The organism is Actinomadura sp. NPDC048955, from assembly GCF_040649435.1.
GTDB lineage: Bacteria > Actinomycetota > Actinomycetes > Streptosporangiales > Streptosporangiaceae > Spirillospora > Spirillospora luteofluorescens.
The window spans coordinates 1-12604 of the sequence record NZ_JBEZJI010000031.1 but is presented as its reverse complement, the minus strand read 5'-3'; the positions used below and the strand labels follow the sequence as shown (position 1 = coordinate 12604).

At 70.9% G+C, this 12604-nt stretch carries 14 protein-coding genes; 5 read left to right on the top strand and 9 right to left on the bottom strand.

Features of this window, described 5'->3' with window-relative positions:
* Positions 1–43: 43 nt before the first annotated feature.
* The 6 genes from AB0C84_RS26605 to AB0C84_RS26580 all read right to left on the bottom strand — a co-directional run bounded on the left by AB0C84_RS26605 (position 44) and on the right by AB0C84_RS26580 (position 6266).
* Positions 44–1033, bottom strand: coding sequence for a M24 family metallopeptidase (locus tag AB0C84_RS26605; RefSeq protein WP_361071448.1), 990 nt, complete (start codon positions 1031–1033; stop codon positions 44–46).
* Positions 1030–1977 (bottom strand): ABC transporter ATP-binding protein, encoded by a 948-nt coding sequence (locus AB0C84_RS26600; protein WP_361071445.1) that lies wholly within the window; start codon positions 1975–1977, stop codon positions 1030–1032. Before AB0C84_RS26600 ends, AB0C84_RS26605 begins: the two co-directional genes overlap by 4 nt.
* Positions 1974–2750 carry an ABC transporter ATP-binding protein gene (locus AB0C84_RS26595; RefSeq protein WP_361071442.1) on the bottom strand — a complete coding sequence of 259 codons (777 nt, stop codon included), beginning with the start codon at positions 2748–2750 and terminating at the stop codon, positions 1974–1976. Before AB0C84_RS26595 ends, AB0C84_RS26600 begins: the two co-directional genes overlap by 4 nt.
* Positions 2747–3592, bottom strand: a complete 846-nt coding sequence (locus tag AB0C84_RS26590; RefSeq protein ID WP_361071439.1) for an ABC transporter permease — start codon at positions 3590–3592, stop codon at positions 2747–2749. Before AB0C84_RS26590 ends, AB0C84_RS26595 begins: the two co-directional genes overlap by 4 nt.
* A complete protein-coding gene (locus tag AB0C84_RS26585) occupies positions 3589–4599 on the bottom strand; it encodes an ABC transporter permease (protein ID WP_361071436.1) in 1011 nt (336 codons plus the stop codon). Before AB0C84_RS26585 ends, AB0C84_RS26590 begins: the two co-directional genes overlap by 4 nt.
* An 80-nt stretch (positions 4600–4679) precedes the next feature.
* Positions 4680–6266 (bottom strand): ABC transporter substrate-binding protein, encoded by a 1587-nt coding sequence (locus tag AB0C84_RS26580; protein WP_361071433.1) that lies wholly within the window; start codon positions 6264–6266, stop codon positions 4680–4682.
* A 130-nt stretch (positions 6267–6396) separates the two neighbouring features.
* Here AB0C84_RS26580 and AB0C84_RS26575 point away from each other — a divergent pair, with 130 nt between their 5' ends.
* The gene (locus tag AB0C84_RS26575; RefSeq protein ID WP_361071430.1) at positions 6397–7017 is read left to right on the top strand and encodes an Lrp/AsnC family transcriptional regulator; all 621 of its coding nucleotides are present in this window, start codon (positions 6397–6399) and stop codon (positions 7015–7017) included.
* On the opposite strand, the gene AB0C84_RS26570 is transcribed toward AB0C84_RS26575, so the two are convergent.
* Positions 7001–7369, bottom strand: a complete 369-nt coding sequence (locus tag AB0C84_RS26570) for a hypothetical protein (protein ID WP_361071427.1) — start codon at positions 7367–7369, stop codon at positions 7001–7003. The two genes, AB0C84_RS26575 and AB0C84_RS26570, sit on opposite strands and share 17 nt — an antisense overlap.
* Positions 7370–7667: 298 nt before the next feature.
* Entirely contained in the window at positions 7668–7952 is a 285-nt protein-coding gene (locus AB0C84_RS26565; RefSeq protein ID WP_361071424.1) for a hypothetical protein, read from the bottom strand.
* A gap of 130 nt (positions 7953–8082) precedes the next feature.
* Between AB0C84_RS26565 and AB0C84_RS26560 the strand changes: the two genes are divergently transcribed.
* Positions 8083–8610: a hypothetical protein gene (locus tag AB0C84_RS26560; RefSeq protein ID WP_361071421.1), complete on the top strand. Its 528-nt coding sequence runs from the start codon at positions 8083–8085 to the stop codon at positions 8608–8610.
* A 40-nt stretch (positions 8611–8650) separates the two neighbouring features.
* Here AB0C84_RS26560 and AB0C84_RS26555 read toward each other — a convergent pair whose 3' ends face one another.
* Positions 8651–9652 (bottom strand): helix-turn-helix domain-containing protein, encoded by a 1002-nt coding sequence (locus tag AB0C84_RS26555; protein ID WP_361071418.1) that lies wholly within the window; start codon positions 9650–9652, stop codon positions 8651–8653.
* A 344-nt stretch (positions 9653–9996) separates the two neighbouring features.
* Between AB0C84_RS26555 and AB0C84_RS26550 the strand changes: the two genes are divergently transcribed.
* The 3 genes from AB0C84_RS26550 to AB0C84_RS26540 all read left to right on the top strand — a co-directional run bounded on the left by AB0C84_RS26550 (position 9997) and on the right by AB0C84_RS26540 (position 12205).
* The gene (locus tag AB0C84_RS26550) at positions 9997–10620 is read left to right on the top strand and encodes a TetR/AcrR family transcriptional regulator (protein WP_179842436.1); all 624 of its coding nucleotides are present in this window, start codon (positions 9997–9999) and stop codon (positions 10618–10620) included.
* Between the two features lie 116 nt (positions 10621–10736).
* Positions 10737–11951: a cytochrome P450 gene (locus AB0C84_RS26545; protein ID WP_361071415.1), complete on the top strand. Its 1215-nt coding sequence runs from the start codon at positions 10737–10739 to the stop codon at positions 11949–11951.
* A 5-nt stretch (positions 11952–11956) separates the two neighbouring features.
* A complete protein-coding gene (locus AB0C84_RS26540) occupies positions 11957–12205 on the top strand; it encodes a ferredoxin (protein WP_361071412.1) in 249 nt (82 codons plus the stop codon).
* Positions 12206–12604: the final 399 nt, after the last annotated feature.

The following is a 12604-nucleotide window of genomic DNA, read 5'->3' as shown; positions in this document are numbered from 1 at the left end:
GAGTATCCCGTCATCGGCGGACAGATCTACCCAGGTTCACCGTTCAGCGGTCGGTGACGATGAGCAGGCGCGGGCTCTGGTTCAGGCGGCGAGCTCCGATGTCGGTGCAGACGACGACGTCCTCGATTCGCGCACCGTACAGTCCCGGAAGGTAGATGGCAGGTTGGACGGACACGGTCATGCCGGGCTCGATGACGGTCTGGTCCTCCGATGTCAGGTAGGGCGGCTCGAACTGGTCGAGGCCGACCCCGTGGCCCGTCCGGTGGACGAAGAACACCCCGTACCCGCTGGCCGCGATGGCGGCGCGGCACACCTCGTCGATGTCCGCGGCGGTGACACCGGGGCGCACCGCCTCGCAGGCGGCGCTGTGCACGGCGAGCACGACGGAGTACATGGCCTCGAAGTCCTCGGGCGGTTCCGCCACGACGAACATCCGGGTGAGGTCGGAGCAGTAGCCCTCGTGCCGTCCGCCGATGTTGACCAGCACCGCGTCGCCCGGGTTGATCACCCGTTCGGTGGGCCGGTGGTACGGGTCGGCGGAGTGCTCCCCCGCCGCGACGGTGACGAGCGTGACCTCGTCGTGGCCGGTCTCCAGCAGGAGCCGGCGCAGCAGCCGCGCCATCTCCCGTTCGGTGGCGCCGGACCAGCGCAGCTCAGCGGCCATCGCCACGGCCCGGTCGGCGGCGAGGGCCGCGCGCTCCATGGCCGCGATCTCCGCGTCGGACTTGCGCATCCGGAGCGGTGCGAGGAGCGGTTCGGCCGAGGCGAACAGGGTCTGCGGGCCGAGCCGCTCCTGGATGAGCAGCAGTTCATGCGCGGGCATCTGGGGGTCGATGGCGACCCGCGCACCCACCGGGACGAGGGACGAGGCATCGGGGACATGCGCGGGCGGGCCGTCCGGCGTGATGACAAGGAAGCCGGGCCGTGCCGAGTCGGCCAGGTACCGCAGGTTCGAGGAGGGCCGCAGGACGAGGACGTCCACCCCGTGCTCGACCATGCGGGCCCGCACCCGCTCCATGCGATCGTCGCTCATCGCGGCGCCGAGTCATGGAGCCAGCAGGCCACCCCGCGTTCCTGCACCGGTTCACGCTGGGAGCAGATGTCCATGGCGTGAGGGCAGCGCGGGTGGAACCGGCAGCCGGACGGCGGCGCCGCGGGGTCCGGCACGTCGCCGGGCAACTCGGCGGGAAGCGTGCCCGCTCCGTCCGGCGCCGGAATGGCGGCCAGCAGGGCCCGGGTGTAGGGGTGTTTCGGATCCGCCCAGACCTCGGCGGTACGCCCGATCTCGACGATCTTGCCCAGGTACATGACCGCGATCCGGTCCGCGATCATCCGGACGACCGACAGATCGTGGCTGATGAACAGCAGGCCCGCCCCCGACTCGAGGGTCAGCGACCGCATCAGCCCCGCGACCTGCGCCTGGGCGGAGGCGTCCAGCGCGGAGATCGGCTCGTCGCCGATCAGCAGGGAGGGGCGGGCGGCCAGAGCGCGGGCGATGGCGATGCGCTGCCGCTGCCCGCCGGAGAACTCGTGCGGGTAGCGGGCGGCCATGTCGGCCGACAGCCCGACCCGTTCCAGCAACTCGCCCGGGGTCGGGCCGCCGCGCCGGCCGTCGGCGATCTGGCCGCCGACCCGGCGGCGCGGGTTCAGCGACGCGAACGGGTCCTGGAACACCATCTGGATCCGGGTCAGCGCGGGATCGCGGCGGCGCAGCCCGAGCGGCGTCACCGGGCGGCCCTCGAACCCGATGGAGCCGCCGGACGGTCGGACGATCCCGCAGATGGCGCGGGCCAGCGTGGACTTGCCGCAACCCGACTCGCCGACCAGGCCGACGACCTCTCCGGGCGCGACGGACAGGTCGACACCCGCCACCGCCCGTACCGGGGGCCGGTCCGGGCTGCGATGGTCGACCACCAGGTTCTCGACGGCCAGCAGCGATGTGGCGGGCGCCGGCTCGGCACCGTCCGGCAGTTTCATGAGGTGCTCCGCTCCGGCAGCGCGTCCAGCAGCTTTCGGGTGTACTGGTCGGCGGGCTCGCGCATGACCTGGGCACGCGCGCCGGTCTCGACCAGCAGGCCCGCCCGCATCACGCTGATCGTGTCGGCCACCGCGGACATCACTCCCAGGTCGTGGGTCACCAGCAGGACGGCGAGTCCGAGCTCGTCGCACAGGCCGCGCAGGAGGCGCAGCACACCGGCCTGGACGGTCACGTCGAGCGCGGTGGTCGGCTCGTCCGCGATCAGGACCTTGGGTTCGCAGGCCAGCGCGGCCGCGATCGCGATGCGCTGGCGCATGCCTCCGGAGAACTGGTGGGGGTAGCGCCGCAGCGCGCCGGCGGCGTCCGGGATGCGCACCCTCGTCAGCAGTTCGACCGCACGGCGGCGCGCCTCGGCCTTGTCCAGCTCCAGATGGTGACGCATGTGGTCGGTGAGCTGGCGGCCGATCGAGAGCATGGGGTGCAGGCTCGTCGACTGGTCCTGGAAGACCATGCCGATCTCGCTGCCGCGCAGCGCGTTCATCTTCTTGGGCGAGAGGGACAGCAGGTCGGTCCCCCCGAACAGGATCCGCCCGCCGGTGCGCGCGCCGTGCGGGAGCAGTCCCATGACGCCCAGCCCGGTCATGGTCTTCCCGGAGCCGCTCTCACCCGCCAGCCCGTGGATCCGGCCCGGGTCCAGTACGAGGTCGATCCCCCGGATGATCTCCCGTCCGCCCAGCTCGACGGTGAGCCCCTCGATGTTCAGCACGGTCACAGCGCCCGCTCCTTGATCGCCCGTGCGGTACGCGGGTCGAGCGCGTCGCGCATCGTGTCACCGAGGAAGTTGAAGGCCAGCACCACCGTCAGGATGGCCAGGCCGGGGAACACGCCGACCCACCATTTGTCGAACACGTGCGTGGCCGACGCCACCATGGAGCCCCATTCGGCGGTGGGCGGCTTGGCGCCGAGCCCCAGGAACGACAGCCCCGACAGCAGCAGGAGCTGGGTGCCGATGTCGAGGGTGGCCAGCACCAGGACCGGGCCGGTCACGTTCGGCAGCACGTCGGTGCGCAGCGAGCGCCACGCGGAGAAGCCGAGCAGCCGCCCGCTGATCACGAACTCGCGGGACCGGACGCCGAGCACCAGGCCGCGGGTGACCCGGGCGTACGCGGGCCAGGACACGACGAGCACGGCCAGCACCGCGTTGCGCAGGCTCGCGCCGAGCGAGGCCGCCACCGCCATCGCGAGGATGACGGTGGGGAACGCGAACACCAGGTCCGCCACCCGCATGATCGTCTCGTCCAGCCAGCGGCCGAAGTAGCCGGCGCACGCCCCCAGCAGCCCGCCGACGACGACGGACAGCACGACCAGCAGCAGAGTGAGGGGTATGGACAGGCGTGCGCCGTACAGCACCCGGCTGAGGACGTCGCGGCCGAGTTCGTCCGTGCCGAACCAGTGTGCCCCGCTCGGCGCCTGGAGCCGCGGGAAGGCCTGGCTCAGCGGGTCGTGCGGTGCGAGAAGCGGCGCGGCGAGCACCACGACCAGCCATGCCGCCGCGATGACGAGGCCGACGACGGCGAGCGGCTTGCGCCATGCCTCGGGCACCCTGCGGCTCACGTGTGCCTCACTCTTGGGTCGATGACGCCGTACAGCATGTCCACCACCAGGTTGACCACCACGTAGATCACGCCCACCACGAGACCGACGCCCATGACCGCGGGCAGGTCGAGGGTGGTCGCGCTCTTGTACGCGTACTCGCCGATGCCGGGCCAGGCGTAGATGGCCTCGACGAGCACGGTGCCGGACAACAGGCTGCCGAAGGCCAGCCCCGCCACCGTGATGACCGGAACCAGCGCGGCGCGCAGCGTGTACCGGAAGAGGACGGTACGGCCGGGCAGCCCCTTGGCTCTCGCGGACCGCACGTAGTCCTGGCCGAGCACCTCCAGCACGGCCGACCGCGTGAACCTGGTGAGCAGGCCGATCGTGTACGCGGCGAGCACCAGCGCGGGCAGCACGAGGTGGCCGGCGGCGCTGGCGAAGACGTCCCACTGGCCGGCGAGCGCCGCGTCCACCGTGTACAGGCCGGTGGTGCGCGGAGGGGGCGACATCGCCGGGGAGAGCCTGCCGGAGCCCGGCGCCAGCCCGAACTTGTAGAAGAAGAGGTAGAAGGCCAGCAGCGCCAGCCAGAACGTCGGCACCGAGACGCCGGCCAGGCTGGTCACCCGCAGGAACTGGTCCACGAACCGGTCCCGGCGCAGAGCCGCGATCACTCCGAACGCGACGCCGACCAGCAGCGACACCAGCAGCGCCGTGCCGGCCAGCTCGAACGTCGCGGGGACGAACTCCCGCAGGTCGTCGGCGACCGGCCGGTGGCTCTGCTGCGACTCGCCGAGGTCCCCGCGGACGAGGCCGCCCATGTAGGTCGCGTACTGCACCGGCAGCGGCTTGTCGAGGCCGTGCTCCTCCCGGAACTGCTGGACGATCGCCGGGTTGGAGATCGCCTGCTGGCCGAGGTTCGCGGTGGCCGGGTCACCGGGCACCATGTTGGTCAGGACGAAGGTGACCAGGGTGACGCCGACGGCGAGCAGGACGGAGACCGCCAGCCGCCGGGCCAGGAATCGCATCAGCGGATGCCGCGACCACCACCGGGCGCCGGGTGGCCGGCGGCCTTCGGGCGTCCGCTCGTCCGACGGGTGAGGGGACTTCATTTGCTGCCGAGCGCCGCGATCTCGAAGGTCCACACCGGGTTGACCGCCAGGCCGGTCAGCGATCCGGCGGTGACCAGGCGCTGGCTCGGCTGCATCAGCGGCACGATCGGGCCGCGCGCGTTCAGCTGGGTCTGGATCTGGTGGTACTGGGCGAACCGGTCATCGCCGATGGTGCTCGCGGCCTTGGCGCCGGCGTCCTCCAGTGCCTTGTCCGAGCCCTTCTTCCAACCGGCGCGCTCGCCGATCAGGCCGCCGGGCAGGAAGGCGAGGTAGTTGCTGGCGTCCGGGTAGTCCGGGCTCCACCACCACAGGCCCATCTCCTCCTTGCCGTCGCGGTAGCTCTCCAGCGCGGTCGCGATCGGCGCGGGGGCGAGGTCGACGGTGATGCCGACCTCCTTCAGGTTGGCCTGGATGCGCTCGGCCAGCGGCTGGAAGGACAGGCCGTTGAGCGTGAAGTCGCTGGGGAACTCCAGCTTGACCCGGGGGTTCGTGATCCCACCGGCGGCGAGCGCGGCCTTGGCGCCGGCGACGTCGCGCTTGGGCGCCTGCGCCGCGGGCAGCGAGCCGTTGATCATGGACGGGACGATGCCGGCCGCCTGCACCGAGCCCTCGCCGGCGAGTTCCAGCAGCCCCGGGTAGTCCACGCCCTTGCTGACGGCCTCGGTGAACCGGGGATTTGAGGTGATCTTGCTGACGGACGGGTTCCGGTTGGTCAGCAGGAAGAACACGTTGGCGGACGCGCCCTTGACGGTCTGCGTGCCGCCGCCGATGCCCTGGGCCTGGTCGGCCGTCAGGTCCACCGCGATCTGGCTGTCCCCGCGCTGCACGTTCAGCTTCTGGGTCTGCGACTGGACGTTGCGCAGCACGACCCGCTTGTAGACCGGCTTGGTGGCGCCCCAGTACTTGGGGTTGGCCTTGAGCACGACCTGCGTGGCGGCGTTGAAGGACTCCAGCATGTACGGGCCGGATCCGGCCGACTGGCCGTTCAGGTACTTCTCCGCCTTGTCGGCGGGGCTCGCGGCACCGCCGTTGGCCTTGACGACCTTGGAGTTGAGGATGCCGAGCGCCGGGTTCGGCAGGATGAAAGGCAGCGACGGGTTGGGCTTGGCCGACACCAGGGTGATGGTCTTGTCGTCGGTCTTCTCGACCGTCACGCCTTCGAGCAGGAACGACGGGTTGCCCTTGAGGTCGCGGACCCGGTCGAGCGAGAACACCACGTCGTCGGCGGTGACGGGGCTGCCGTCGGAGAAGACCGCGTCCTGGCGCAGCTTGAGGGTGAGCCTCTTGCCGTCCTTGGACAGCTCGTACGACTCCGCCAGCGCCGGCACCGGATTGCTGACGTCGGAGCCCTTGAAGCTGAGCAGCGTGTCATAGAGGGCCCGGTCGACGAGCAGGCCGGTCTGCTCGTACATCCGTCCCGGGTCCGCGGTCTTGAGGTTGAACGAGGTGTCGATGACCAGGGCCTTGCCACCCCCGGACGACGAGGACGCCTCGTCCCCTCCCGAGCAGGCGGTCAGGCTGAGTGCTGCGGCCACGAGGACGGGCAACGCCGCCCACCGTGTGGTTCCACTCGTGATCGGCATCGCGGCCTCCGGGGCTCCGTCAGGTCAGTTCTCTGCGTCTGGACGACGAAGTCCGATAGTGCGAGACTTCCGCCTGAACGTCTACGCAACCAGCGAAAGTCAAGATAAAGCGAGAGAAGGACACGGATCCATGGGCAAACCGTCGCACGGACCACCTCAAAGGGGGGCCGAACCTGGACAGATCCGCACCGAGCTGGACTCGATCAACCTCAAGATGCTGGAGGTCCTGCGCCAGGACGGCCGGATCTCCATCGCGGCCCTCGCCGAGCGGGTCGGGATCTCCCGGGCCAACGCCTACATGCGCTTCGAGGCGCTCCGCACCAGCGGCGTCATCGGCCGGTTCACCGTGCAGGTCGACCCCGTCCGCACCGGCCTCGGCATCTGCGCGCTGATCTTCGTCACCGTCCGGCAGCAGATGTGGCCGCAGTTCCGCGCCCAGCTGTCACTGATGCCCGAGGTCGAGTACTGCGCGATCACCACCGGCCAGCACGACGCGATGATCCAGATCCGGGCCACCGACGTCGCCGCCGTGCACCGCCTGGTCTCCGAACGACTGGCCGGCATCCCGGCCGTGAAGGCCACCGAGACCGTGCTCATCCTCGACGAGGTGATCCGCCGCCCGTTCGTGCTGCCGTCCGACTACGCCCCGGCGAAGCCGGAGGCGGAGCCCGGCCCCGGCCCGGTCGCCCTGGGACGGATGCGCTTCATCCGCGCGGACGCGGGGCGGGCCGAACTCAAAGACCTTCCCTGACGATCTCCTCGCAGACGCTGACCTGGGGCGTAGCGTCCCCCTCGAACTGGAACTCCTCCACCAGCCGGATCCGGCCGTCCTGCAGCAGCTCGATCCGGTTCGTGCTGGACCCGGCGACCGGATCCGCGCTCTGCTTCGTCAGATGCACGTAGTTCAGCCGGACCTCGCCCCCGCGCCGGGCCCCCACGAACCGGCCCTGGACCACGGTGTCGCCCTCGTAGCTGCCCCAGACCACGCCGTCGGCCTCCTCATAGGCGAACCATGTGGGCGCGGCGGGATCCACACGGCTCGCGGTGGAGCTGACCATCGCGAACCGCCGACCGTTCAGGTTGAAAAGATCATTTTCGTTCACGGTGCCATCGTGCCGGGTTCCGCGCCTCACGCAATCGCACCTGAACGCATCGTCGAGGAACCGTCCGCCTCCTGGACGAACCGCTCGCGAGACGTGACCGCCACGTCAATCCGTCTCGGGCCCTCCCCCGTGCGGACCGCACCGCCGCGCTCCGGACGCGACCATCAGGCCGCGTGCCGGGGAACACCTCGGGCGGTTCAGTCCCTGGGCATCCACGGCGTCGACCTGGTCGTCGACCCCTGCTTCCAGAGACAGCCGGAGAGCCCCGCCATCGCCGCGATGAAGGTGAAGAAGGCCCTCAGGACGGGAACATGTCCTTGGCGGCGTTCCAGATCACATCGAACCCGACGTTGCCCAGCTTGAGCACGACGAGACCGATCATGGTGATCTGGAGGAGCGTGAACCAGCCGCCCGACCGGAGGGGGCCGGGAGCCCACCACCGCTGATGCCGGGGCCGGTCACGAGCGCGCGGTCTCGTAGGCGCGTCCCGGGCGCCCTCGTCCTTCCTGTGCCTCCGCGCACGTGACGTGACCGGGCCTCCGCCGAGCCGCCACGCGCCGCACGGACGGCCGGCGCCGGACACTGCACGGATCCTAAAGCGGTGTGCATTCACCGGATAGATGTCTTATGGCGTCTCATTCAGACTTCTGAGGAAGAACTCGCTGATCCCAGAGTGGCGCGCACGAGCGCTCACCGCGAACCAGGAGGGCCATATGATTATGCGAACGGCGCGAATGCGGAAAAGAAGGTTCGCCGCGGTCACCATCGCGGCATCGGCCATGCTGCTGTCGACGGTCGCCGTCGCGCCGAACGCGTTCGCCGACCCCTACATAGGCCCCGGAGGCGAGCCGGCGATCGACGGCGTCTCTGGCCCCTGGAGGTGGATGGACCGGCCGCGCGGCGAGGAGTCTCGGGACTACCTGCCCTCGTGCGCCAAGTTCTACGTCTGCCTGTACGTGCTCTCGAACCAGACGAGCACGAGGAACTACTGGTACGTCTTCCGGCTGTACGACGAGAAGTCCTACCGCGTCCACAACTTCAACTACGACAGCAAATACCAGTGGATCATCAACAACCAGACGGGCGACGCGGACGTGCTGACGTTCGACGGGGGTGTGATCGGGAGCATTATCGCGTGCTATCCCGCCCCCGCCTCCGCGCCCGACCTCTCGCGGAATTTCAAATCCGCCAACTGGTACCCCGTCTGGTCCCTGGATACGAGCTTTCACAAGTATTGCTAGCACCCTCTACGGGTCATGACCGTGCGGCCGAGCGGGGCCGTCAGACCGAGGGGTCTGACGGCCCCCGACCGTTCCCTGCGGAACTCTGGCGGAACTGGCGAGGGGAGAGCCCGTAGGCGGCGCGGAAGGCCTGGCTGAAGTGCGCCGGACTGGTGAAGCCCCAGCGGGCCGCGACGGCTCCGATCGGGGTGGCGGCCAGCATCGGATCGCTCAGGTCGCGGCGGCACCGTTCCAGACGGCGTTCGCGGACCCAGCCGGCGACGGTGATTTCTTCAGTTCGGAACAGTTGGTGCAGGTAGCTCACCGAGATGTGGTGGGCCGCGGCGATCGCGCCCGGGGTCAGATGCGCATCACCCAGGTTCGCTCGGATGAAGGCGTGGATCTGCGCGAGCAACGCGCGCCGCCGCCCGTCCGGCGGGACGGCGCTGCGGGCGTCCAGTTCGGCGGCCAGCGCCGCGGTCAGGACGTCGAGGGTCAGGGTGGACACCCGCACCGCCTCGGCCGCGCTGAACTCCTCGAGCCGCCGGGCCAGCTCCAGCAGGTACTGGGAGGCCAGCGCACCGATGCCTCGGTCGCCCTGGATGCGGACCGCGCTGAGGTCCCGCAGACCCCGCTCGGGCATCGGCAGCATCGAGCGCGGAAACTGCAGCGAGAGCAGTTGCCCGCCCGCGGGGTCCCCCGATCCGAACCTGGTCAGGTAGGGACGCGAGCTGTCCCGGAGCATCAGATCACCGGTGCGCAGATCCGCCCGCCGCTCAGCCTGCTCCCCCATGGCGTGACCGCGAACGGCGCAGGTCACGAAGAAGGTCTCGGGGTCGGACCGGCGGATCAGCCTGGGCGTGCGCTGGATCGTCAGCGACGTCGCCGTCAGCAGGGTCGCCTGGACGGAGGCGGGCCCGCCGAGAGCGGTATGGGCCTGGAACGCTCCTTCCAGGTGCGGTTCGCAGCGCGCGTCCAGCGGCATCCACATCTTCGAGCTCATCTCGCGCCAGAAGGCGAACCGCTCTTTCACCGGGATACCGGCGAAGCTGACCACGTCCATGACCCACCAAAGCTCTGCCGCCGTGTGGCTGGATCAGCAGCATCACCCGATCGAACTCACGAACGCAACCCGGCACCTGGGCGCGCAGGGCACGGACGACGGCGTGCAGGGCGCACGGCGCCCGGCCCGCGGTAGAGGTCGCCATCCGCCCCTCCGACGCCGACCGGCTCCCTACGACGGTCACCGCCCGGCTCGTCAGGCCGTGACGCGGACGGCGCCTTCGCCCATTCGGCGGTGCTCACCGGCGGCCCGGCGTCCGTTCTTTTCCGTCCTGGGGACTGCCGTGACGCTTCTGCTGGCTTACGGTGTTGAGCACCCTTGATCCGGCGCGGAGGGCGGGCGGCATGCGGGACGACGTGACGGCGCGGAGCGGGCTGCGGAAGGTGCCGCTGAGCAGGCCCGAGCGGCGCGCGGAACTGTTCGACGCCGTCCTCGCCCTGCTCTCGGAGGTCGGGTACGAGCGGCTGACCATGGACCTGGTGGCGCGGCGCGCGCGGGTGGGCAAGGCGACGCTGTACCAGCGCTGGCCCACCAAGGCGCACCTGGTGATGGCCGCGATGGAGCGCTACCGGCCCGTGGTGTCGGGGCGCGACGCCGGGTCGTTCACCGAGGACATCCGCCAGCTGCTGATGGCCTACGTCGCCAGCTGGTCGAGCCTGGACCGCGGGCTGGTCATCGCGCTGCTGGAGGGCAGCCGCCGGGACGCCGAGCTGGCCCGGATGCGCCGCGAGCGGCTCGCCGATCCCGTGCGGCGCGCCATCGAGGCGGCGCTCGACCGGGCGCGCGAACGCGGCGAGATCCCCGGCCGGGTGGACGCCGGGCTGCTGGCGGACCTGCCGTTCGCGGTCATCCTCGGGCATGTGCTGATGCAGGACGAGCCCCCCGGCCACGACCTGGTCGATCGCTTTGTGGACGGCATCCTGTCCCCCCTACTGGACGTCCCCAACCAGCCGGAACCTCGCATATAGAACGAGTCCGTTCTATTTTCGGAGCGGATGCCGTTCGTTCGTTCCCGGCGGGCCCGCCCTGTGCCGTCCCGCCGCGAGCGGCACAGCGCGAGTCTCCGAGGAAGGGATCTCGTCCCATGCGCGTTCCGCAGCCCCCCGCCTCCGTTCCCGCCCCCGCCCCGCTGCCCACGCGGCGCGACGACCCGCTCGACCCGCCGCCGGCGCTCGGCCTGCTCCGCAGGGAGTCGCCGGTGTCCCCGCTGTCGTTCCCCGACGGCGCGACCGGCCTGCTGCTGACCCGGCACCGGGACGTGCGCGAGATCCTGGCCGACGAGCGGTTCAGCGCCGACCGGTCGTCGGCCTCCTCGCCGATCAGGCGGCCCGCCTTCCGGCCCGAGGACCGGACCGGTTCGCTGCTGTTCCTGGACCGGCCGGAGCACACCCGCTACCGGCGGCTGCTCACGCCGTTCTTCACCACCCGCCGGATGCAGGCCCTCGCGCCGCGCGTCGAGCGGATCGTCGCCGACCACCTCGACGCCCTGCGCGCGGCCGGCCCGCCCGCCGACCTGGTTCCGGCGTTCACCCTGCCGATCCCGTCCCTGGTGATCTGCGAGCTGCTCGGCGTGCCCTACGCCGACCGCGCCCGCTTCCACGCATGGTCGGCCGACCTGCTCAGCATCACCGCGGACACGGGCCGGGTGGCGGAGGCCAGGGACGCGCTGATGGGGTACATGCGGGAGCTGGTGGCCGCCAAACGGCGCAGCCCGGACGACGCGCTGCTCGGCTCGCTGATCACCTCAGGGTCCGGGCTGAGCGACGCCGAACTCGGCGGCATCGGCCGGCTGCTGCTGGTCGCCGGACACGAGACGACCGCCAACATGCTGGCACTGGGCACGCTCACCCTGCTCACCCGTCCGGACCAGCTGGACGCCTTCCGCGGCGGCGCCGAGGCCGCCGGCCCCGCGGTCGAGGAGCTGCTGCGCTACCTCAGCATCATCCAGTTCGGCGTCGTCCGGGTGGCCAAGGAGGACGTCGAGATCCACGGCCATCCGGTCCGCGCCGGGCAGACCGTGGTCCTGTCGCTGCCCGCCGCCAACCGCGACCCCGAGCACTTCGAGAGGCCCGACGAGCTGGACGTCACGCGGCCGCCGTCCCAGCACGTGGCGTTCGGCCACGGCATCCACCAGTGCCTCGGCCAGCAGCTGGCCCGCGTGGAGATGCGCATCGCGCTCACCGCCCTGTTCGACGGGCTGCCCGGCCTGCGCCTCGCCGTGCCGCCCGACGAGGTGCCCATGCGCCACGACATGTTCATCTACGGCGTCCACCGGCTGCCGGTGAGCTGGGAGCGGTGACCGCCATGCGGATCGTCGCCGATCACGACCTCTGCCTCGGCGCGGGACAGTGCGCCCTGTTCGCGCCGGAGGTCTTCGACCAGTCCGACGAGGACGGCACCGTCGTCCTCCTCACCGAGTCTCCTCCCGGGGACCTCCACGAGACGGTCCGCCAGGCTGTCCGGATGTGCCCCAACCAGGTCATCAGCCTGCACGAGGCCGCGGAAGAGGCCGACGCCGATACGACAACACCGGCGGACGCGCCCTCTCCATGACCGGGCCACCCGCCCGGCGCGCCCTCGCGAGTCGCGGGCGCGCCGGGAGCCTCCGGTTTCAGGCTGTCTTCCGGGTTTTCCTCTGTGGGGTGCCGGGAAGGACCGGGCCCGTTCGTAGCCCTCGTGACGGACCGGCAGAAGACCGGTCGCCCCGCAACCGGAGGACGCCATCATGTGATCACCGGCCGGACCGGGGTGGACCCGATCTTCCAGGGCGCGGCCGACTTCGACCTCGAACCGCCTTGGGACGGGGAGGGGCGTCCGACGCCCGGCGGGAGGCTCGGGTGAACCGGGTCAGACGACTCCGGCTTCGGTCAGCCAGCGCCACAGTTCGTCTTGCTGCACGACCGTGACGCCGAGCTTCTCGGCCTTGCCGGTCTTGGCGGCTCCGACGTTGTC

Excerpts from the sequence above, each read along its gene's own strand:
- AB0C84_RS26605 (WP_361071448.1), bottom strand. The coding sequence starts at position 1,033 with ATGAGCGACGATCGCATGGAGCGGGTGCGGGCCCGCATGGTCGAGCAC.
- AB0C84_RS26600 (WP_361071445.1), bottom strand. The coding sequence starts at position 1,977 with ATGAAACTGCCGGACGGTGCCGAGCCGGCGCCCGCCACATCGCTGCTG.
- AB0C84_RS26585 (WP_361071436.1), bottom strand. The coding sequence starts at position 4,599 with ATGCGATTCCTGGCCCGGCGGCTGGCGGTCTCCGTCCTGCTCGCCGTC.
- AB0C84_RS26580 (WP_361071433.1), bottom strand. The coding sequence starts at position 6,266 with ATGCCGATCACGAGTGGAACCACACGGTGGGCGGCGTTGCCCGTCCTC.
- AB0C84_RS26575 (WP_361071430.1), top strand. The coding sequence starts at position 6,397 with ATGGGCAAACCGTCGCACGGACCACCTCAAAGGGGGGCCGAACCTGGA.
- AB0C84_RS26560 (WP_361071421.1), top strand. The coding sequence starts at position 8,083 with ATGATTATGCGAACGGCGCGAATGCGGAAAAGAAGGTTCGCCGCGGTC.
- AB0C84_RS26555 (WP_361071418.1), bottom strand. The coding sequence starts at position 9,652 with ATGGACGTGGTCAGCTTCGCCGGTATCCCGGTGAAAGAGCGGTTCGCC.
- AB0C84_RS26550 (WP_179842436.1), top strand. The coding sequence starts at position 9,997 with ATGCGGGACGACGTGACGGCGCGGAGCGGGCTGCGGAAGGTGCCGCTG.
- AB0C84_RS26545 (WP_361071415.1), top strand. The coding sequence starts at position 10,737 with ATGCGCGTTCCGCAGCCCCCCGCCTCCGTTCCCGCCCCCGCCCCGCTG.
- AB0C84_RS26540 (WP_361071412.1), top strand. The coding sequence starts at position 11,957 with ATGCGGATCGTCGCCGATCACGACCTCTGCCTCGGCGCGGGACAGTGC.